19 protein-coding genes and 1 pseudogene are annotated in these 22,345 nt (G+C 41.0%); 12 read left to right on the top strand and 8 right to left on the bottom strand.

What is annotated here, in order from left to right:
- Positions 1-317: 317 nt before the first annotated feature.
- Complete coding sequence (locus tag G6053_RS28430; protein ID WP_165309276.1) at positions 318-1,379, top strand: Mrp/NBP35 family ATP-binding protein; 1,062 nt, start codon at positions 318-320, stop codon at positions 1,377-1,379.
- Between the two features lie 80 nt (positions 1,380-1,459).
- Here G6053_RS28430 and G6053_RS28435 read toward each other — a convergent pair whose 3' ends face one another.
- From G6053_RS28435 to G6053_RS28455, 5 genes are all read right to left on the bottom strand, one after another.
- Entirely contained in the window at positions 1,460-2,227 is a 768-nt protein-coding gene (locus tag G6053_RS28435) for an exodeoxyribonuclease III (protein WP_165309277.1), read from the bottom strand.
- Positions 2,228-2,382: 155 nt separating this feature from the next.
- Complete coding sequence (locus G6053_RS28440; RefSeq protein WP_165309278.1) at positions 2,383-3,141, bottom strand: peptidylprolyl isomerase; 759 nt, start codon at positions 3,139-3,141, stop codon at positions 2,383-2,385.
- Positions 3,142-3,144: 3 nt separating this feature from the next.
- Positions 3,145-3,492: a hypothetical protein gene (locus G6053_RS28445; protein WP_165309279.1), complete on the bottom strand. Its 348-nt coding sequence runs from the start codon at positions 3,490-3,492 to the stop codon at positions 3,145-3,147.
- Between the two features lie 120 nt (positions 3,493-3,612).
- Positions 3,613-4,059, bottom strand: coding sequence for a low molecular weight protein-tyrosine-phosphatase (locus tag G6053_RS28450; protein WP_165309280.1), 447 nt, complete (start codon positions 4,057-4,059; stop codon positions 3,613-3,615).
- Positions 4,060-4,514: 455 nt separating this feature from the next.
- The gene (locus tag G6053_RS28455) at positions 4,515-6,071 is read right to left on the bottom strand and encodes a Do family serine endopeptidase (protein ID WP_165309281.1); all 1,557 of its coding nucleotides are present in this window, start codon (positions 6,069-6,071) and stop codon (positions 4,515-4,517) included.
- Between the two features lie 230 nt (positions 6,072-6,301).
- Between G6053_RS28455 and dapF the strand changes: the two genes are divergently transcribed.
- On the top strand, positions 6,302-7,081 hold the full coding sequence (gene dapF, locus G6053_RS28460) for a diaminopimelate epimerase (protein WP_165309282.1): 780 nt from the start codon (positions 6,302-6,304) through the stop codon (positions 7,079-7,081).
- A 182-nt stretch (positions 7,082-7,263) separates the two neighbouring features.
- A complete protein-coding gene (locus tag G6053_RS28465; RefSeq protein ID WP_165309283.1) occupies positions 7,264-10,149 on the top strand; it encodes a DEAD/DEAH box helicase in 2,886 nt (961 codons plus the stop codon).
- A gap of 10 nt (positions 10,150-10,159) precedes the next feature.
- Here G6053_RS28465 and G6053_RS28470 read toward each other — a convergent pair whose 3' ends face one another.
- On the bottom strand, positions 10,160-10,969 hold the full coding sequence (locus G6053_RS28470; RefSeq protein ID WP_165309284.1) for an AraC family transcriptional regulator: 810 nt from the start codon (positions 10,967-10,969) through the stop codon (positions 10,160-10,162).
- Between the two features lie 277 nt (positions 10,970-11,246).
- On the opposite strand from G6053_RS28470, the gene G6053_RS28475 reads away from it, so the two are divergent.
- From G6053_RS28475 to G6053_RS28485, 3 genes and pseudogenes are all read left to right on the top strand, one after another.
- Entirely contained in the window at positions 11,247-11,960 is a 714-nt protein-coding gene (locus tag G6053_RS28475) for a biotin/lipoyl-binding protein (RefSeq protein ID WP_165309285.1), read from the top strand.
- A 12-nt stretch (positions 11,961-11,972) separates the two neighbouring features.
- Positions 11,973-12,296, top strand: a pseudogene (locus G6053_RS28480) (HlyD family efflux transporter periplasmic adaptor subunit); the annotation flags it as partial.
- 6 nt (positions 12,297-12,302) lie between these two features.
- The gene (locus G6053_RS28485) at positions 12,303-13,880 is read left to right on the top strand and encodes a hypothetical protein (RefSeq protein ID WP_165309286.1); all 1,578 of its coding nucleotides are present in this window, start codon (positions 12,303-12,305) and stop codon (positions 13,878-13,880) included.
- Between the two features lie 56 nt (positions 13,881-13,936).
- Here G6053_RS28485 and gltX read toward each other — a convergent pair whose 3' ends face one another.
- Positions 13,937-15,457, bottom strand: coding sequence for a glutamate--tRNA ligase (gene gltX / locus G6053_RS28490; RefSeq protein ID WP_165309287.1), 1,521 nt, complete (start codon positions 15,455-15,457; stop codon positions 13,937-13,939).
- Positions 15,458-15,576: 119 nt separating this feature from the next.
- Between gltX and G6053_RS28495 the strand changes: the two genes are divergently transcribed.
- The 5 genes from G6053_RS28495 (at position 15,577) to G6053_RS28515 (ending at position 20,379) form a co-directional block, all read left to right on the top strand.
- Positions 15,577-16,806: a HAMP domain-containing sensor histidine kinase gene (locus G6053_RS28495; RefSeq protein ID WP_165309288.1), complete on the top strand. Its 1,230-nt coding sequence runs from the start codon at positions 15,577-15,579 to the stop codon at positions 16,804-16,806.
- Positions 16,787-17,335: a DinB family protein gene (locus G6053_RS28500; protein ID WP_104383679.1), complete on the top strand. Its 549-nt coding sequence runs from the start codon at positions 16,787-16,789 to the stop codon at positions 17,333-17,335. The genes G6053_RS28495 and G6053_RS28500 overlap by 20 nt, the downstream gene beginning before the upstream one ends.
- Positions 17,298-17,726 (top strand): hotdog fold thioesterase, encoded by a 429-nt coding sequence (locus tag G6053_RS28505; protein WP_342749297.1) that lies wholly within the window; start codon positions 17,298-17,300, stop codon positions 17,724-17,726. The genes G6053_RS28500 and G6053_RS28505 overlap by 38 nt, the downstream gene beginning before the upstream one ends.
- A 281-nt stretch (positions 17,727-18,007) precedes the next feature.
- Entirely contained in the window at positions 18,008-19,300 is a 1,293-nt protein-coding gene (gluP, locus tag G6053_RS28510) for a glucose/galactose MFS transporter (RefSeq protein WP_108634769.1), read from the top strand.
- Positions 19,301-19,533: 233 nt separating this feature from the next.
- Positions 19,534-20,379, top strand: a complete 846-nt coding sequence (locus G6053_RS28515; protein ID WP_165309289.1) for a DUF2911 domain-containing protein — start codon at positions 19,534-19,536, stop codon at positions 20,377-20,379.
- Positions 20,380-20,518: 139 nt separating this feature from the next.
- Here the strand turns inward: G6053_RS28515 and cdaA are convergent, their stop codons facing one another.
- Positions 20,519-21,313, bottom strand: coding sequence for a diadenylate cyclase CdaA (gene cdaA, locus G6053_RS28520; protein ID WP_181390572.1), 795 nt, complete (start codon positions 21,311-21,313; stop codon positions 20,519-20,521).
- Positions 21,314-21,374: 61 nt separating this feature from the next.
- On the opposite strand from cdaA, the gene G6053_RS28525 reads away from it, so the two are divergent.
- Positions 21,375-22,091, top strand: a complete 717-nt coding sequence (locus G6053_RS28525) for a pyridoxine 5'-phosphate synthase (protein WP_165309290.1) — start codon at positions 21,375-21,377, stop codon at positions 22,089-22,091.
- Positions 22,092-22,345 lie beyond the last annotated feature (254 nt).

Below are 22,345 nucleotides of genomic sequence, written 5' to 3' on the forward strand. Positions count from 1 at the left end.
GTCAAACTTAGATAAATTTGCCTTTATATACAATTATAATTACACCGAAACCCGCGTGGGTATGTCTCGTTATTAAAGCTAGTCAAACTGAGCGCTGAATTGTCGGTCCAATTCCTAAAATAAAGAAAACCTTGCTAGCAAAGCCAAAATGTAAACACGCTGTCCAGTCGGCTTGACTTCGCTTCAATTTTCATTAAGGCGGCAGAGTCATTCATTAGGGGCTGTGACCTAATTGAACTCCATTAAAAACAAACAGATGACATGAAATTGATCGGCAATGAGTAGTTTTGTATTCCATGATTTCAAATGAATAATAGATGGTTACCAAAGAACAAATATTAAATGCATTATCCTATGTTGAAGAGCCTGATCTAAAAAAGGATCTTGTCACATTGAATATGATTCAAAATATTCAGATCGAAGACCAAAAAATTGCCTTCGATGTCATATTGACTACCCCCGCCTGTCCACTAAAAGACCATATTGAACATGCTTGCCGCAATGCTATAGCACATTTTATTGATAAAAATCTTGAAGTACAGATAAACATGACTTCCAATGTGATCGGTAAACAGGGAGCGCAGGTTTCAGGGATTAAAAATATCATTCTGGTCTCGTCGGGCAAGGGCGGTGTCGGGAAATCGACAGTTGCAGCCAACCTAGCCTTGGCGCTTCACGCCAAGGGTGCAAAAACGGGCCTATTGGACGCCGATATCTATGGTCCTTCGCTTCCGATTATGTTTGGACTGGAGGGTGCGAAACCGGGATCTGTTGAAATGCCTGACGGTCAGGTTAAAATTGAACCTCTTGAAAAGTTTGGTTTAAAATTACTTTCCATCGGTTTCTTTACCGATCCCAACCAACCTATTCCATGGCGTGGTCCAATGACCACTTCAGCCATCAAACAGCTATTTAACGATGCTAATTGGGGAGAGTTGGATTACCTTGTGGTTGATATGCCTCCGGGGACCGGTGATATCCATATCACGGTATCACAAACCTTCCCAATTGCAGGAGCAGTCATTGTCACGACACCACAGCATGTAGCACTCGCCGATGCAGTCAAAGGCATCGGGATGTTCTTGATGGACAGTATCAATATTCCGCTCTTGGGAGTTGTGGAAAATATGGCATATTTTACCCCTGCAGAACTACCGGAAAATAAATATTATATTTTTGGTAAAGACGGAGGAAAACGCCTGGCCGAAGAATATAAGGTCCCCTTCCTTGGTGAGATACCATTGCTTAAAGGCATTTCCGATGCAGGCGACAACGGTTTCCCGATTGCAACAGATCAGGAAGACCCCGTGACAAAATCCTTTTTAACAATTGCAGAGAAAGTTGCGCAGCAACTTTCCATTATCCACAGTCAGGTTTAAGCACTGTATTAAGCAGCAGCTGTCCAGCACAGCTGCTGCTTAATACACATACGATTCTATTTAAACCTGATTTACCAAATTTAAACGTCCAATTCCAACAAAACCGGACAGTGATCCGAATGGACCGCATTCGCCAAAATCTGCGAAGCTTTGATTTGCGCTCCCAATGGTTTTGAGACCATATTATAATCAATGCGCCAACCCAGATTTCGTGCACGCGCTCCCGCACGGTAACTCCACCAGGTATAGTTATGCGGATCCGGATTCAAATGACGAAAAGAGTCGATATATCCTGAATTAATGAAATTTTCCATCCATTCGCGTTCCTCCGGCAAAAATCCGGAAGAATTTGCATTTGATTTCGGATTATGGATGTCAATAGCACGATGACAGATGTTATAGTCTCCGCATACGACCAAATTTGGCCGCTCTAACAACAGCTTGTCACTATACAGCTGAAAATCGTCCAAAAAACGATATTTAAAATCCTGTCTTACATCTCCTGTTGTTCCAGATGGAAAATAAGTACTCATCACCGAAACTTTATCAAAATCAGCACGAATAATACGTCCCTCAAAATCATAGTCTTCATGACCGCAGCCATATTCAACATGCGTTGGAGAAATTTTGGTAAAGAGAGCAACACCGCTATATCCCTTCTTTTGAGCCGGATACCAGTAATGTTCATACCCCATCTCCTCCAGTAGCGCGATTTCTGGAATCTGGTCCGGAGTAGCTTTAATCTCCTGAAGACATATGACATCTGCATCCACATTTTTCAGCCAGCCTAACCAATCCTTCTTTAAAGCAGCTCGCAAACCGTTCACATTATAGGTTACTATTTTCATTGTTTAGATATGAGTATTGAGATATTAGATTTAAAACTTTACATCTATAAGTCTGAGACTTACAATACAGCGCTATATTTTGGTTGTTATGATCCAATAATACCCGGAAAAACTCAGTGCGTTCTTCCGCAGTACATAATTCAATCAACGACAATTTAATAATCTTTGGAAGAGAATAGGTCACCAATCTTTGTAAAGAATCCAGTCTGTGGTTTTAGACCTTTCAGTTCACGTTCCAGATTAAGTGCCTCTCGTCTGGTCAACAGATGCATGGTCATCTTCTGATCCACCTCCGGCCGGTCATGCTTGTCTGTTTTTACTTCCGCAATCTTGTCGATCACTTCTATTCCATTCACTAATTCACCGAATACGGTATAGTTCCAGTCCAGATGCGGAGCACCACCGATTGTTGTATAAGCCTGACGCTGTGTTTCAGAAAACTTCTTTCCGTTCATCCGCGTCTGCTCTAGGCGGTCAAGATCTTCGGGAGTGAACACCTTGCCCTGAACAAGATAAAATTGAGACCCAGAAGACGCTTTTGCTGGATTATTGTCCCGGGCAGCACCGATAGCACCTTTTTTATGGAATAATCCATCTTGGATTTCTGCAGGAATCGTATAACCAGGTCCTCCATTTCCTAACTGAGCACCACCGACTGCATTTCTTGAATCCGGATCGCCCCCTTGGATCATAAAGTTCTGAATAACCCGATGGAACAGTGTGCCATCATAATATTTACTTTTTGCCAATTTCACAAAGTTGTCCCGATGTCGAGGCGTTTCATTATACAATCGCAATACACAGGTTCCCTTATCCGTAATAATCTGGACATATTTATACTCAGGTTTAGCGGCAAACGCCATAACCTGTAAAAAGCAAAATAGTGCTACTAAACAAACTTTTAAAAATCTCATGCTTTAGATGACGTTTAATTCTTCAAAATAATCAATAATCAAGGACTTCATGATAAGTTCTTGCTCCAATAATGTATAGTTGGGAATAGGTTTTATCAGTTCCCAATGCGGCCATCCTTCTTCATCCAATCCTTTGAGATTATAAAACCCCATCGAACTGAACAGACGGCATGTGGCAATATGCATCAGTTCCTCTTTCTGCCGTTTCGAGAAACTCTGCGGACCTTTTCCCAATTCCTGTACACCGATAAGGAATAAACATACCTTGATGTCAGGTTTTTCCATATCAAATAGAGACGCGATTTCACTCTGTAGCGTGCTCCATTTCTTGTTTACTTCTGCTGCTTTCATTTTTTTCCTTTAAACAAACGAAGACAATTTCAACTTGGCCTACAAGCTACCTGTCTCCGACACAAAAAACCACACATTAACGTCATTACCCATAAGGCAAGCGCAATGACAAACCCAATATTATTCCTTCTTCTTTGACATTTTCTCGATCACCTCCATACAGCGCTTGTCAATCATCTGAAAAACCGGATCGAACAAATTATCATCAAAATACGGATCCGGAACAATATCATCAGCCAAAAATAATTGCACTTTCTCCAGGTCACCTTTATTGGCAGCTTGTGCACATACATCTGCAAAATTCTGACGGTCCATGACAAAAATAAGGTCATATTCTTCGAAAAACGCCGGCTGAAAATGTCTTGCCCGTTGGCCGGATATATCGACCCCATATTTCTTTGCAATCGAAATTGCCCTTCGGTCTGGCGCTTCACCAATATGCCAATCACCCGTGCCTGCGGATTCTACGATCCAGTTTAATTGTTTATCTTTTACTTTTTGCTTCAATATCCCATGTGCCAGTGGCGAACGACAGATATTTCCCAAACAAACCATTAAAATTTTCATCGAAATATTTTTTTTAAAGCTATGAACTATAAAGAGCAATACGACAAATCGGCCGGCTGAATGCTCCCGACATTTGAATAGATCGCATTTTAATTGTAAAAACTCTTTAAATCTCCATAGCAGGTACTATGTAACAATAAATCATAGACCTCATTCCCTGTCTATGATACCAAACAAAATCAGTCTATCAGATTTTATTGCACAAAATAACTAAACTTAAATTATTAAAGAAACAATCCTGATGAAATCATATTTTCTTATCGCAACTTCAACCTCAGGATGATTTTTGATGACCGGACATTTACAATTCTGTTTCCATGATTTCAATACCGCACAAACAGACTTTTAAGATTTCATCTCTAGCCAATAAGGTCTTTAATAAATAAAAAAGGTGGCCTAACCTTACGGCTAGAACCACCTAAACTATATTAATCAACCAATTCTTAATTCAATTTTTAATATTCCACTGGGAAGCTCAACTGAACAGCACCTCCTTGTGGAGATACACCTTTTAAGCGAACGATATTGCGTTGTGTTGCTCCCAATGCCGACTCGATATCATCAACACTGTTTACGGCTTTTCCATTGACCTCAGTGATCACCAAACCTCTTTCTACACCAAAATAATCAAATATACCGCCGCGGTTTACTTGTGTCACCACAACACCGGAGTTTACACCCAGTTCTTTCTTCTTAGCAGCAGAAGCAGGAATAAAGCTTGCACCCAATTTGTTGTAGATTTCAGTTGCACTTTTTGAAGCTTTTCCATTTGCACCTGAAGCCGATTTTAGCGACTCCTCACCTTTCAATGTCAACGAAACCTGTTTTTCTTTACCGTCACGTTTGTACGTAATATTTACTTTATCACCCGGACGCAGACGGCCAATAGTTTCACTTAATACCGGAGAGCCAGTGATGGTCTTACCGTTGATCTTAGTCAAGATATCGCCTTTTTTAATCCCTGCAGCTGCCGCAGCTCCACCGGCTACAGCATCCTCCACATATAATCCATTAACATCGGAGATCCCTTTTTCTTTGGCCAGTTCCGATGTTATTGGCACATAACTAATACCAATATAGCCACGTTTTACATTACCAAATTCCACAAAATCATCCACAATTTTTTTCACTAAATTGACAGGAATAGCAAAACCATAACCTGCATAAACCCCTGTTGGTGATGCAATAGCAGAGTTGATACCGATTAATTCACCGGAGGCGTTAGTTAATGCGCCACCACTATTCCCCTTATTGATCACCGCATCAGTCTGGATAAAGGACTCGATAGCAGAGCTTGCAAGTGGTTGTTCAGTAGCACCGCCAAAAGGATTACCACGTTGTTGCTGTCCCTCTCTTAAAATACCAATATCACGACCTGTTGCACTGACAATACCAGCTGTTACGGTTGATTGAAGCCCAAGTGGATAACCAAAGGCCAATACCCATTCACCCACGTTTACATTATCTGAGTTACCCAACTTTACAACAGGAAGACCTTTTCCTGCTACTTTTAATAAAGCAATATCCGTATTTGGGTCGCGACCGATCAACTTCGCTTCATACGTGCGCTTGTCTGTTAGCACCACCTCAATCTTATCCGCATCCTCTACAACGTGATTGTTGGTAACAATATACCCATCGTCAGAGATAATGACTCCTGATCCTGACGCTTGCACAGGTTGTGCCTGCATCTGACGACGTCCCCCACCCTGAGGCATACCGAAGAATTCTTCAAACATGTCGAATGGAGAACCTTCAGATTGCTGCGACCCCTTTCGACTATAAGTTGTCTTAATATGTACGACACCCGGAGCCACCGCCGCAGATGCTTGTGTAAAATCAGGATTGCCCGTTGAAGACATGACTCCTGTAGGGTTATTGGCAAAATAAACTTTCTGTTTGTCCTCAAAAGACATACTATCAAGTTTCTTATTTTCAATAAGCTTGTAACCACCTAATGCTACTGCTCCACCGAAAACAGCTGTTAATAGCGTTAAACCGACCTTATTCATAAACTTATTTTTATTTTAAAATGTCTTAATATAAGCTGATAATTTTTGCTCTTAAAATTACCGATTTTATTCGGATATGTTCAAATGTAATACCATTTAAAGGCCTTCGGAAAATCCGACACGTTAAAAAATGTTAATTGCTAGACAAATGCAATAATTTTAACAAATCTTAACTTCCTGCCGCTTTTTTGTAACAAAAAAACGTATTTTTGTTACTTAAAATCAATAGAATGGCATCGAAAATAAGATTTTCAAAATATCAGGGAGCTGGCAATGATTTCATCCTAGTCGATAATCGCGACAATTCATTTAACCGCACGGACGAAGTTCTGGTGAAGAGCCTCTGTGACCGCAGGTTTGGGATAGGCGCGGATGGCCTCATGCTGCTTCAAAACAAAGAAAATTACGATTTTGAGATGATCTACTATAACGCTGATGGTCGAGAAGGAAGTATGTGCGGCAATGGGGGGCGCTGTATCGTGGCCTTTGCACATGATTTAGGCATCATCACTGACAAGACTGACTTTTTGGCAGTAGACGGCGCACACCATGCTTTCCTTTCTGCCGAACTTGTCAACCTGCAAATGATCGACGTACATGAGTTTGGACGAGATGGCGATGCCTACATCCTGCAGACCGGGTCACCCCATTACGTTAGCTTCGTTACAAACCTAAAAGAAAAAAATGTTTTTCAGGATGGCTACTCGATTCGCAACAGCGCTACTTATGCCAACGATGGCATCAATGTCAATTTTATCGAGAAGGAGGAAAATGGTTATTTCCTGCGCACATTCGAGCGTGGTGTAGAAGATGAAACTTACGCCTGTGGTACCGGTGCTACCGCTGCGGCAATGGCCGTGGCCCTGCAAATGAACCTAGAAGGCGAGATCGTTATTCCTATTCGCGTACTAGGTGGACAATTGTATATCTCTTTTCATAAAAAAGGAAATAGTTTTACAAATGTTTTTCTCAAAGGCCCTGCTCAATTTGTTTTTGAGGGCAATTTCTAGTATTTGGAAACATATTGCTATCGCCGGCCAATATAGTCTTGATACGATGCCAATTTATTACCTAAAATATTGCAGGCTATTTCCGTAATGTATATTTTTTTAAATTTCATTCGGCAAATTACGTTTAATGGTATATTTTATTGTATATTAGATACCTTTATTTACAAGGTCCGCTATTTTTAATGCAACAGTCAAAGTCATTTCCAGTATATAAAATCGTTTATTCTATTTGTGAGCATCCCTATCTTGGCTATCTCATTGAGCCACACATGGTCAAACTCAATCCGAACGGAACCTACTCACTACGATACCAACGTATATTTAGCAATACCGTAGATGCTTATGCCGCAGAATTGGATGAGGTAGATTACAAGCTGATCCGACTGCTCGATGATATCGAACAGACAAACCTCATCAAGAAATATTATAAAAAAGCAATCAGACCTGTAGATTTTTTCTCCAAAGTCTTTGACAAAAAGCTCTACGACTTGCTGCGACCCAAAATTGATGAAAAGATGATCCAATTTTTTGAGTCTATTGGAAATAAACCGCTCTTTATGATGAGCAAAGACGGTTACCCAGCAGACCAAGAAATTAAATTGGCAACCTCAGCTGCCTCTATCCTATTCCACTTTCGCCGTAATGAAGAAGAGACCCGTTACTTTCCAACCATAAAGTACGAAAATCAACGCTTGGAATTTATGTTTAAAAATGCCATTGTATTGACCAATGCACAGGCATGGCTACTCTTAAATAATACCTTATACTATTTTGATCAGGCGCTGGAAGGAAAAAAGCTTAGTCCCTTTCTCAATAAGCGATACATCTCTGTGGGGAGAAGTACCGAAAAAAAATATTTTGAAACTTTTGTCTGCGGATTGATTGAACGTTATCATGTTTATGCCGAAGGCTTTGAAATACAAACGCATCAACACCAGGCAGTCCCATTGCTGCATTTAATTTATGTAGAAGATGGCGCATCGCAATTACAGCTGCAATTCAGATATGGCCCACATACATTTACTGCGGGAGCGGAAAATAAGGTGACTGTCCGGATGGAATATCATGAAGAGAAAGACTTATATATCTTCCATCGGGTCAAACGTTCTTTACAATGGGAAGAACAGCAGCACGAGAATTTAAAAGCCCTGGGGCTGGAAGATCTGGACCGCCAACTTGGATTACTTGCACCATCTATCCAATCCGGAAAACGCATTTCAATATTTGACTGGATAAATAATCATCAGGAACAAATAAACGCCTTGGGATTTGAAATCATACAAAACAACGAACAGAAAAGATTTTTCATCGGACATACCTCATTGGACATCGCCATTGACGAAGATAATGACTGGTTTGATATCAGTGCCATTGCTAAATTCGGCCCCTACGAAATTCCTTTTATAAACTTACGAAACCATATTCTAAACAATATCAAAGAATTTACCCTACCTAATGGGGAAATCGCCATGATCCCTGAAGAATGGTTTGCACAATACAACCATCTCTTTCAGTTTTCTGCCGATAGACATGAACTTAAATTAAACAAAGTACATATTGGTCTGCTCTTTGAGATTAGCGAACATACCAAATTAGTCTTCAACCGTAAATTGCAAAATCTCGCGACGTTTGAGGAAATTGCCGATATTCCGGAACCAAAACATTTCAAAGGAAATCTTCGGCCCTATCAAAAGGCAGGCTATAACTGGTTTAACTTTCTAAAACAGTATAAATTCGGTGGTTGTCTCGCAGATGACATGGGGTTGGGGAAAACCATACAGACTTTAGCCCTGTTGCAGCAACAAAAAGAGCAAATTACAGATCAGCAGGACGTACACACCTCACTCCTGGTGTTACCAACATCACTCGTTTACAATTGGCAAAAGGAAGCACAGCAGTTTGCCCCACAGCTCAAAATCCATTTGCATACCGGGAATAACCGTATTAAAGATGCCACACTATTTGCCAAGTATGACCTGGTAATTACGACTTATGGCATTGCACGTATCGATGAGGAAATACTGAGTGGCTTTTATTTCAATTACATAATCCTCGATGAAAGCCAGAATATTAAAAATCCGACCTCAAAATCATTTAAGGCCATAAAAAGTCTGAAGAGTAAAAATAAACTCGCATTAAGCGGGACTCCTGTTGAAAACTCTGTTTCTGATCTTTGGGCACAAATGCATTTTACCAATCCCGGTTTATTGGGAAGTTACACCTACTTTCAAAAAGAGTTTGTGCAGCCCATTGAAAAGAAAAAGGATGAAGAAAAAGCACAACGTCTTCAGGCGATTGTCAAACCGTTTATCTTGAGGCGTACGAAAGATCAGGTCGCAACAGAACTGCCCCCCAAAACAGAACAGGTACTGTACTGTGAAATGACCGATAAGCAATCCGAACTTTATGAAAAAGTCAAATCCGAATATCGCAATGCCATTCTCGACGGGCAATTGGACAACAAGCCAAAGTCAACCCAGATTGCCTTATTACAGGGATTGACAAAGCTTCGCCAGCTAGCCAATCATCCTAGAATGGTCGACGAGGACTTTGTTGGTGATTCGGGAAAATTTGACGCTGTCATTGAAACTCTTGAAATGGTGATGCAGCGAGGAAACAAGGTCCTTATTTTTTCCCAATTCGTCAAACAGCTTAATATCTTCAAACAATATTTTGATAAAAAAGGAACAAACTATGCCTACCTCGATGGCGGAACTAAAAACCGCGACGAAGCTGTTAGTCAGTTCCGTAAAAACAATAACACCAAACTTTTTTTGATATCAATCAAAGCTGGCGGTGTTGGTCTTAACCTGATCGAAGCAGACTATGTCTTTATATTGGATCCTTGGTGGAATCCTGCCGTAGAACAACAAGCGGTAGACCGTTCCCATCGCATTGGACAGACACGAAATGTATTTATTTACAAATTCATCAGCAAAGACACCGTCGAAGAGAAAATATTGGCGCTACAGAACCGGAAGAAATCTATTGCACAAACCCTTATTACAACTGAAGAAAGTTTTATAAAATCACTTTCTCAGGAAGATCTACACGAACTTTTGGCGTAATCCAGTCCAATCAATTTTTGTATTCGTTGATTTTCGACATATAAACCGAAGGACGGATACCCGTAACACGTGTAAAGATATTACTGAAAGACGACAGTTCATTGTAGCCAATCCGCATCGCAATTTCCAGGATGGAATAGGTATTTTCAGCCATCAGTTCCAAAGACTTTGCAATGCGTATGGCTCTCAAAAAACGGATATAGCTAATCCCCATATCTTCCTTAAACAGCCGTGAAAGGGATCGGCTACTCATGCCAAACTGTGCCGCTACCTGTTCGATTGTAAAGGCCTGATCAATATTCGTATTTAGATACCGCGCTATACGCCGAAGCTTTTCATTCTTAGGATAGGGATGCTGCATAGGGAAAGCATCTATCGGCGGACTCATCTCCGGAATAATAGCCATCATCGCCCGCAATAGACAATACCTTGAATAGTTGTCTTTTTTACCGACCCCGCCTTCCCAATCCTGCGCAAACAAAAACATCTCCCGCATTAGATCATTGCTCAGAAATATGTTCGGCTCCAACAGAACAGGGTGAACTCCCGGCTGCTCTTTAAAGTAAAAACTATACAGGTGAATACGGGAGCTGGAACTTTCCAGATGGTAGGCCGTATTTGCCGGTATCCACATATAAAACCGGCCCGGCAGATACCAATGCTTCATCGCAGTAAACACATGTATAATGCCTCCGTCAGCATAAAGTAAGCGCGCTTTCCGATGTATATATTCACGCGGATCAATCCGATCTACATGCGTATGACACACATAAAAGTCGTTCCGTTCGTCATCTATAGCCACCAGTTGTTCCTGTTCCATAATTTAAAATTACACTTTTTTTACTATATGGCGCAAATGAACAAATATCCGTCCGACTATACAAAACTAAACCTCTACCTCCAGCAGTATCTTTGTGCAAAGTTTTCCTCCATGCTCAAGCCTATACTGCGTATCTGGGCGACCCTGATTCAACAACAATTTGTCAGCCTTTTCTGAAATTGCCGTTCGAAGCATTGGGAGCCAATCATCCAAACCACAACCGGCAGATTTACTGGAGCGTAGATGGAAAAGCAATAAAATATTCATAAAAACAAGAATGGGTAAAGAAGAAAATAAAGACAGGACAAAAGGATTTAATAAAGTTTTAGTTGTATTTGCCGCGGTCCTGCTCCTTGCCGGAATCGGTATTTTGGGCAAACATCTGTTATTTACAAGTCAACATGTAACGACAAACGATGCTCAGGTTGATCAATATGTAACGCCAGTAGCAAGTCGAATATCAGGCTTTGTGAAGGAGGTCAGGTTTGAGGAAAATCAATATGTACATCGTGGAGACACGTTATTACGCATAGATGCCAGCGAGTATCAGACCAAAGTAGATATGGCGAATGCCGAACTTCGAAGTAGTCAACGGAATGCCGAAGTAATTGCCAAAAGCGCAAATGTCACCGCCAATAGCATTTCCGTCCAAAAAGCAAGATTAGAAGCAGCCAAAGTAAGTGTATGGCAAACTGAACAAGATTACAGGCGATTTAAAAATTTGCATGAAGCAGATGCCGCAACCAGACAACAATACGATAATGCCAAGGCAGCGTATGACATTTCTTTGGCTCAGCTCAATGCCATTCAGGAAGAATACAACTCGGCACGATTAAATACAAGCAAAGAAAAAGCTAGCGAACTACCTGCCAAGGCCAATATCGATATTAAAAAAGCAGCAAAAAACAATGCCGAAGTCTTCCTGTCCTATACCGTAGTGACGGCACCTTATGACGGCTTTGTTGGAAAAAGAACGATCCAACCGGGCTAATTTGTTAAAGAGGGACAGACTTTAGTCAATGTCGTCAGCGAAGAGAAATGGATTAATGCCAATTTTAGAGAAACACAGTTAGCGAACCTAAACGAAGGAACCGAAGTCACCATACAGGTGGACGCTTTTCCGAAATTACATTTGAAGGGAAAAATTCATTCCTTTTCTCCGGCGTCAGGATCCAGATTTTCGGTCATACCCCAGGATAATGCAACCGGAAACTTCGTTAAAATAGAGCAGCGCATACCCATCAAAATTGTCTTTGCACCAAAACAGGATCTGACAAAACTACGTGCAGGAATGAACGTTGTGGTACATGCGGCCCACCAATCTTAATTATTCATGAGTTCAAACAAATCTTTATATTACAGCTGGGTTCCCGAATGGATTAAACTTCCCATGATGATGTTGGCCATGTTTCCACATCTCATGCTGATGTCCCTGTTTCATTCGAACACCGCTTTTACCGCTTCTACATTGGCGATCGAAATGGAAGATATTCAATATTTTCTTTCGTTGATGTATGGTGCTATTGTCGTAGCGCTGTTGATATTCCAACGGCTATTTGCCTTCTTTCGGGTAAGGACATATATCCTGCTGACCTGCACGGTATCCATCCTCATTTTATTGGCCATTTCTCTGACCAGAGATCCCTTCCTCATTGGGGTGCTCCGGGTGATCGAGGGTATTTTTTGTGTTCTTGAAGGCGCTTGTTTTCTTCCCTTGCTGATGATGCAGATCAGGCATTCCAAAAGCCGCACCATTGCCTATTTCTTCTTGTATACTTTTATGCTGACAGGCGGAACAATAACAACATCCCTCTTAAAAGAAAGTATTATGGATTATGGTTGGGAGGATATGATTCATGTTGTGCTCTATTGGCATTTGATGGTCATCGCGATTGCTTTACTACTTTTGAACAACAGGAGATTAAGCCGGAAATTCCCACTTTATCAATTGGATCTGGCCAGCTGTCTCTTTCTGCTGATTTCGTTAAGCTGTGGCGCATATGTGTTGATTTATGGTCGTAAATATTATTGGTTCGAACACAACACGATCACAATTAACCTCGCACTTTTCCTAATTTTCGGGGCTCTTTTTGTAATCAAACAACATCTCGTAAGAAGACCACTGTTTCATTTTGAAATTTTGAGCTATAAGAACGTTATTTTTGGCGTTATCCTATTTTTTCTATTTTATCTGATCCGGAGCAGCCTCAATAATGTCTACGCTGTCATGTCCAATGTATGGCGGTGGCCCTGGCATTACGTTGTTGACATCCAATACATTAATGTACTGGGGACCATAGTGGGAGTAGGTAGCTCAGGAATACTCTTATTGCGCGATGTATCACCGAAATACATCTTTGGACTGGGCTTCCTGGTGTTGACCACATCCTGCTTTTTGTTTGTCCCTACGTTCTATCCCGATACCACTGTTTGGGCAATAGGCCTGCCACTATTTCTCCAGGGAATCGGACAGGGCTGGCTTTTTACGCCACTTGTGATCTATATTCTAACAGGAGTTGCTCCACATCATGTGGGCAATGCAGGTTTAATGGGCACGACCGTTAGATTCTGGAGCACCAATATTGGCTTTGCGCTGATTCAAAACATCACTTACACCTTAAATCAAAAACATTTTATCCAGATCGAACAACACTTAAATACGAGCAATCCGATCACAGTCACCTATTGGAGCGCTTTGGTCGAAAAATACTTGGGAACATCCGGTGATCAATTGGCAACGAATCTTGCCAGCAAAAGTCTTCAGACAACAATTACCCAGCAAGCATCCCTGATCAGTAATATGGAGATCTTTACCTATCTCGGGATCTTGGGAGGAGCCATCACCTTAATCATTTTTCTATTTGCCCCCGCCAAGGCACTGTTTATGCGGTTGAGAATACCATATTTATAAAAAAAGCCATTGCAACGAGTTTGCAACAGCTTTCCTATACGGTATATTTTTAGTCACTAGGCGTTAAACGCTAGAAGAGCCTTCTTTATACGCTCGATAACTTCGTTCTGACCGAGTAATTCAACGATTTGAAATACATCGGGACCAAACTTACCACCTACCAGCATAATCCGGAACGGCATCATCAATTCCCCCATCTTCATTCCTGAGTTCTGAATCGCTTCTTTAAAAAATGCCTCCAGCTCAGCTGCTTTCCAATCTGAAAAGCCTTCAAATGACGGGATGATGTTTTCAAAAAATGCTGTCTTCTCCGCAGACCATTTTGGCTTTACGGAATTCAGATCGTATTCAACAGGCTGTACAAAAAAGAAAGCAGCTTGGCCCCAAAAATCTTCAACAAAAGTTAAACGTTCTTTGACCGCTGCCAATACGCGGTTTACATAACCTTCTTCTGCTTCTATTTGATGATGAGCCAGCACCTCCTTGATCTGAGGTAATAATGAATCGCTCGAAGAACGTTTAATCCATTCGTGATTGAACCATTTTGCTTTCTCAAAATCAAATTTTGCTCCGGCTTTGCTAATGCGCTCGACGCTGAATTTTTGGATCAGCTCCTCCAACGAGAATAATTCCTGTTCAGTACCGTCATTCCAGCCCAATACACCAAGCATATTGACAAAAGCCTCAGGCAAGAAACCCATTTCACGGAACCCCTTTGTCGTATCACCAGATTTGGCATCCGTCCAGTTCATGGCATAAACAGGGAACCCCAAACGGTCACCATCACGTTTACTTAATTTTCCATTGCCATCAGGTTTAAGGATCAGCGGAAGATGCGCCCATTGCGGCATGCGCTCACCCCATCCCAGATATTCCCACAACAGAATATGGATCGGAGCAGAAGGCAACCATTCTTCACCACGGAAGACATGGGATATCTCCATTGCCTTATCATCCACAACCACGGCTAAATGATAAGTAGGCATTCCATCAGCTTTAAGCAATACCTTATCATCGACAAGGTTGGTATCAAAGGCAACTTTCCCACGGATCATATCCGTGAATGACACAGTTTCCTCCGTAGGGATCTTTATCCGGATGGTATGCGGTGTTCCCGCATCCAGTAATCGTTGTGTTTCAGCATCACTTAAGCTCAAAGAATTACGCAATTGCAACCTGTTTTCATGGCTATAACGGAAATTAGGCTGCAGCTTACGCTGCTCTTCCAATTCCTCAGCTGTATCGAATGCGTAATAAGCATATCCATTCTCGATCAACTGTTCTGCATATTTGCGGTAAGATGGTTTTCGTTCACTTTGACGGTAAGGGCCATATTGACCACCTTGCAACGGGCTTTCATCTGGAGTCAGGCCACACCAAGCTAAACATTCGTTGATATACTCCTCCGCTCCCGGGACAAAACGAGTTTGGTCTGTATCCTCGACACGTAAAATAAAATCTCCCTGATGCTGACGTGCATAGAGAAAATTAAACAAAGCTGTACGTACTCCTCCAAGGTGGAGACCACCAGTAGGACTCGGTGCAAAGCGCACTCTTACTCTTCTTTCTGAACTCATGCCGCAAAATTACCACAAAATTTTTGATTTGGATAACAGGATGACTTCTAAGGTAAAATAAAAGTGCATAAAACAGACATTTATTCATTAATTTGCAGCTGAGTACAAAATACGGAATCATGAAACCCTCTCAGATAAGCCAACAACGCTGGAAATTTATTTTGCTCATCTTTGCGGCGATCATTGCCATCGCATCCTTGGTTTATACCAATTATCTTGTCCGGAATCTCGCACACGCCGAACGTTCCAAAGCCGAGGTATGGGCAATGAGCACCAAAAATATCATGACCATGCCCGATGTGGACGATGAATTCATTACATTCATCTATGCTGTCAGAGATAGTTTAAATCTACCTGCAATCATCACCGACGATAAAGACGATATTATTTTTTGGCGCAATCTGGATTCCACCAAGACCAATATCAAGCCAATCCATAATGACAGTGTTACAAAGCAGCTGGATTATGACCCAAATTATTTCCATAAACAGCTTGCCTTTATGAAAAAGAGTCATCCGCCCATTACTTTGGAATTGGAAAATGGTCAAAAATGGCATGTTTACTATAAAGACTCTTGGTTTTTACAGCAATTGCGTGTATTCCCCTATGTTCAGTTATCACTTATTGCCCTCTTCCTGATTATTGCTTATACCGTTTTCAATTCCATTCGAAAATCCGAGCAGAACCTTGTCTGGGTAGGGCTAACAAAAGAAGCCGCCCATCAATTGGGAACCCCCATATCTTCATTAATGGGCTGGCTGGAGCTGATTCGCATCAAATTTGATGCTGAGGAAGACGATACACTGAATGAAATGGAAAATGATATTAAACGATTGGAAATTGTCGCCGATCGTTTTTCAAAAATAGGTTCAACACCTGTGCTGACCAATCACAACCTCTATGAGGTCATCAAAAATTACGTGGATTATTTCCGGATACGGACCAGTAATAAAATTACATTCGAATTAACGGGAGATCCCCATGTAGAAGCCAAACTTAATATTCCACTTTTTGACTGGATTATCGAAAATTTATTGAAAAACGGCGTAAATGCAATTGGCACAGAAGGAAAGATAACTGTTAATATTTCAGAAAATATTGCGAAAGAAGAAATTTTTATAGACATTAGTGATACGGGCAAAGGAATTCCAAGATCAAATTTTGAATCTGTCTTCCAGCCGGGTTTTACAACACGTAAAAGAGGTTGGGGACTTGGCCTTAGCTTAACCAAACGAATGGTGCGGTATCATCAAGGACAAATCTTTGTTAAAGAATCTGAAATAGGTAAAGGAACAACTTTTCGAATAATCTTAAAAAGCAACTTAAAATATGAAGCCACTCAAATCTGACGAATATCCGGCAGTATATGCTCCTTATATTGAGACTGTAGTCGATAATGTATTAGATGTATTGGAAGAACAAACGCTCTCTTTTCCGGCATTTCTGGATACCATTCCAGAAGAAAGAGGTAATTTCAAATATGCCGAAGACAAATGGACAATTAAAGAAGTAGTCGGTCATGTTATTGACAATGAGCGCATCATGGCTTACCGTGCCTTGCGATTTTCACGCAACGATCTGAAAGAGCTGGCCGGTTATGATCAGGACTACTTTATTCAACACTCCCGTTACAATGACCGTACGTTGGAAAGCCTAAGCAAAGAGTTTACTTATCTGCGTAAGGCCAACCTCATGCTGTTCAACAGTTTCAACGATGCTGAGTTAGAACGCAAAGGCATGGCCTCAGAGCGACTGACCAGTGTCAAAGCATTGTTATATGTGATTGCTGGACATCTTAACCATCACCGCATTATAATTCAGGAACGTTATTTAAACTCAGATGATGTCAAAAATTTGGTTTCAGCCTTACAACATTGAGGAAATAAATGTCTTTTTCAATAAATACCTATCCGGTTTATTGGAAATCAGCGCTACCGAAATTGATGACAACAGCATTACGGCAACCATGCCCGTCACAGATAATGTGAAACAACCTCATGGTATCCTACATGGTGGTGCATCGGTGGTACTCGCAGAATCGTTAGGCAGCATTGCATCTAATTTAGTCGTCGACCCAGATAAATATCGCGGTGTAGGGCTCGAAGTCAATGCAAATCACATCCGGCCGGTAAGCAGCGGAATCATTACGGCAAAATGCAGCCCAATTCACATTGGTCGATCGACACATATCTGGGAGATAAAAATGTATGATCGCTTCGATAAGCTGAATTGTATCTCAAGACTTACAGTAGCTATCGTGCCCAAATAAGACCGAGTTTGCTAACTCGATTTATTAGCACCATGTAATTCGAAATCAACAATATTAACAAGCAAAGAAGAATAATTTTAACAATTTATTCTTCTTTTTTTTGCCAAATAATTATCAAAATCCCGCTTTATTTATTTCCGATATTCAAGAAAATTAAGTAGTCTTGTAAGATGGATATTTTAAAAATCAACAAAAATAGCATGCAATCGTTTGCCTAAAGCTATTTTGTACTGATTGACAAATCCGTGAACGATAACTTAACTAAATATATAAAATAAAACATGACCACTAATCCTAACGTTGGTAAAACAGCTTTTCGCCCTATGGCCATTTGCTGTGGATTATTTTTTATCCTCGGTTTTATTACCTGGGCAAACGGAACGTTAATTCCGTTCTTAAAGATTGCTTGTAATTTAGAAACAGATTTACAGGCATTTTTTGTAACCTTCGCATCCTATATTGCTTATTTTTTTCTGGCACTTCCAAGTTCAGTTATTATAAAAAAAATAGGCTTCCAAAATGGCTTGGTAGTCAGTCTTGTTATATTAGGTTTGGGATCCTTGATTTTCATCCCTGCGGCCGATAGCAGAAGTTATGGATTATTTTTAACGGGAATATTTATTCAGGGATCGGGCATGGCCCTACTTCAAACTGCTGTTAATCCTTATTTGAGTATTATTGGCCCAATAGATAGTGCTGCACAACGGATCTCGATAGCAGGCTTCTTTAATAAATCCGCAGGAATTATTGTACCGATATTATTTGGAACACTCTTTTTGAAAGACGCACAAAATGTAACGGCTAAATTAGAAGCTACAGTAGATCTAGTGCAAAAAAATGCCATTTTAGATGACCTCCTCCAACGCGTTCACACGCCTTACATCTCCCTGGCTGTAATCTTTGTTGCATTCGCAATTTTCTTAAAATTCACACATCTTCCAGAAGTCGACGTTGATGCAGAAGAAGAAAGTGGAGAAGAAAATGGCAATGTCATAGCGAAAAAAACGTCGATCTTTCAATTCCCACACCTCTTCTTAGGAGCACTGGCCATTTTCTTTTGTGTTGCGGTTGAAGTAATGGCAGGGGATATCATTGGTGTCTACGCACGGGAGCTAAAAGTAGATCCGTTCTTTACAACATACGCCACAGCTTTTACACTTTCGTGTATGCTGATCGGGTACATTATCGGTATCATCTCGATTCCTAAATATGTATCTCAACAAATGGCACTACGAATCTGTACCATTATAGGAATTACATTTACGCTTATATCTGTTTTTACAACCGGAACCACATCATTCGTTTTTGTTGCTTTATTAGGAATTGCAAACTCCTTAATGTGGCCTGCAATTTTCCCATTAGGAATCAAAGGGCTAGGAAAATTCACAAAAACCGGATCGGCCATTATGATCATGGGAATCGCAGGTGGTGCGATTTGGCCATTAGTCTATGGTTATTTAAAAGATCACTTGCATATTGATTTTCAACATGCATTCCTTTATGCCATGATTCCCGGATATTTATATATCATGTACTTTTCAATAGCAGGTCATAAAATTGGAAAAAAAGCGTAAGAAAAGTACCTAAGAATTTCACAAAAAAGGGCATCTAAAAATAGATGCCCTTTTTTGTGAAATTCTTCCTATTTTTAAAAGATAAATCCAAGTTCAGTTGCAGCACGGATTTACTCGATTACAGATTATGCGACATGCTTTATATGAATTAGAAAAGCATTAGCCATTAATTAGCAAAATTCTATATTCATAAATCACCGGGCTAATTGGCCCAAAAAGAAATTATCGAACAAATGAAAAAGAAATTCTTTGCCATTGCATTTGCAGCAGCTTTAATGTTTACTGCCAATGAATCCTATGCCCAGTTAAAATTTCCGGCAGCAAGTAGTGCCCAAACAGTTACACAGGGATTAGGGATTGAAAATGTAACCCTCAACTACAGCCGTCCGAGCATGAACGGCCGTAAGATCTTTGGTGACCTTGTACCTTACAATGAGGTATGGCGTACGGGTGCCAATACCAATACAACCTTGACCTTCGAAGGTGATGTTACAATCAACGGAAATAAACTCGCTGCAGGAACCTATGCATTATTCACCATCCCTAACAAGAACGAGTGGACTGTAATTATCAGCAAGAATATCAAACAATGGGGTGCCTACACTTATAATCAGGCCGAAGATGCACTTCGTTTCAATGTTAAGCCACAGAATTTAAGTAGTCCGGTTGAAACATTTACGATCTCTTTCGACAATGTCACACCAACAGATGCCATATTAAGTCTTGCATGGGAGAAAACAGCAATAAAAGTAGCGCTTAAAGTCAATCAACAGGCAAAAATCATCGCCTCCATAGAGGAAGCAATGAAAGGTGAGAAAAAACCTTATTTCGCTGCTGCCCAGTATTATTTCAACAATAATATAGACGAGAAGAAAGCATTAGCTTGGTTTGACGAAGCCGCGAAAGCACAGCCTAAAGCAGCCCATGTATTGTACTGGAAGGCGAAAGCGCAGCTCAAAGCCGGCGATAAGAAAGGTGCCATAGAAACGGCTACGAAAGGAGTTGAAGTCGCTACGGAGGGTAAAAATAGCGAATACATCAAATTGAATACGCAGATTATCAATGCGGCAAAAAAATAAAGCAGTGATAACCAGAAGCAAAGCGGGGGTATCCAAAAGATTGGATACCCCCGCTTTTTGTTAATTTCATTCGTGTCCCCCAGCCTCTCCCTTTATTCAATCGGCAGCAAGTTCGCTTTACTCTTGGCCAACTTCATTTTTATAACTCATCTTTCAGCAGTTGTTCCAATTCCTCAGGCGAAACATTCATATTCACATTGCCGTCCTTTGCAAAAGATATCTCTCCGGTTTCTTCGGAGACAATGACCGCTATGGCGTCGGAAATTTCTGTCACCCCGATCGCCGCACGATGCCGCAACCCAAATTGTAGCGGTAAATCCTCACTATCCGAAAGTGGCAATACACAGGAAGCCGTCATAATTTTAAAATCGACAATCACTACTGCGCCATCATGCAAGGGGCTATTTTTATGGAAGATGCTCTCGATTAATCGTTTCGAAATATGAGCGTCAATATATTCGCCGCTGCTCTGGTAATATTCCTCATCAAAATATTTTGAGAAAACCAATAGCGCCCCAGTGCGTGTACGCGACATGCTTCTACAAGCCTCCACAACCGGCCTTAAATCCTCGGTCAGATCCTTCTGTATAGCTTTTTTATTTCCTAAAAAAGACCAGAAAACCTTCTTTCGTTTCATCGATATATTCTTGCCCACATGGAGCAAAAAGCGCCTGATTTCCTGCTGGAATACCACGATAAGCGCAATGGAACCTACAGATATAAATCCCCCGAATATCTCGGTCAATAGACGCATGTGCATCTGTTTGACGACAATATAAACCCCATAAAATAAGGCCACCCCGATCAAAATATTCACCGCAATGGTACCCCGAATCAGACTATAGATATAGTAGATAATAATCGCCACCAATATAATATCGATAACGTCCAATAGGCGAAAGCCACTAAACAAGCTATAATCGATTCCATCCATATATGCAAGTTAAAAAAAAATAGATATTATTCGTATTTTTACCCTATAACATATAGTAAAAATGACTAGACTTTCAGTAAATATCAATAAAATCGCAACACTCAGAAATTCAAGAGGAGGCAATAATCCTAATCTTGTGGCTGCTGCATTAGCCTGCGAACGTTTTGGAGCGCAGGGCATCACTATCCACCCAAGACCGGACGAAAGGCATATCCGCTATCAGGATGTATTTGACTTAAAAGCTGAAATTCAGACTGAACTCAATATCGAAGGCAATTGCCAGGAACAGAAATTCATTGATCTTGTCCTCGCCAATAAGCCCGCACAAGTCACCTTGGTGCCGGATGCTGAAGGACAGTTGACCTCCAATCATGGTTGGGATACGATCAAAAACAAAGCCTACTTAAAGGATATGTGCCAATTGTTCAAAGATGCCGGTATACGTGTTTCTATCTTTGTGGACCCAGTTGAGGAGATGGTCGAGGCAGCAGCTGAAACAGGTACGGATCGTATCGAATTATACACAGAAGGCTTCGCCAGCGAATATGGTTTTGATAAAGATGCCGCCATCAGCCCCTATTTCAGAGCTGCACTGAAAGCACGTAAAGTTGGATTAGGTCTGAATGCCGGTCATGACCTGGATTTAAACAACCTCCAGTATTTTAATCAGCATATACCCGAGTTACTGGAAGTCAGCATTGGCCATGCCTTAATTTCAGACGCGCTATACCTCGGACTTGAAGAAACAATCAAACGCTATCTGGCCTGCTTAAAATAAACGATACGAGGAAGGCTGGCTACACTGTTTAAGCACAGCTAAAGTACATGTCGCTAAAGGTACCTGATGAATAAGTACATCTCTACTGGAGGAAGCGTGCCGGTCAGCGCCAGGATTTTGTCCAAACAGCCGGGTACCGTAAGCCACAGTTGCATCTCCTCGCAAAAAACAAGACTAAAGAGGCGTTCCAGAATAAGGAAAAAACAAATAGAAAAAGGCTTTCTTGCAGGAAGAAAGCCTTTTTCTATTTGTTT

The sequence above is a fragment of the Sphingobacterium sp. DR205 genome, assembly GCF_011064245.1.
Classification (GTDB): Bacteria; Bacteroidota; Bacteroidia; order Sphingobacteriales; family Sphingobacteriaceae; genus Sphingobacterium; species Sphingobacterium athyrii.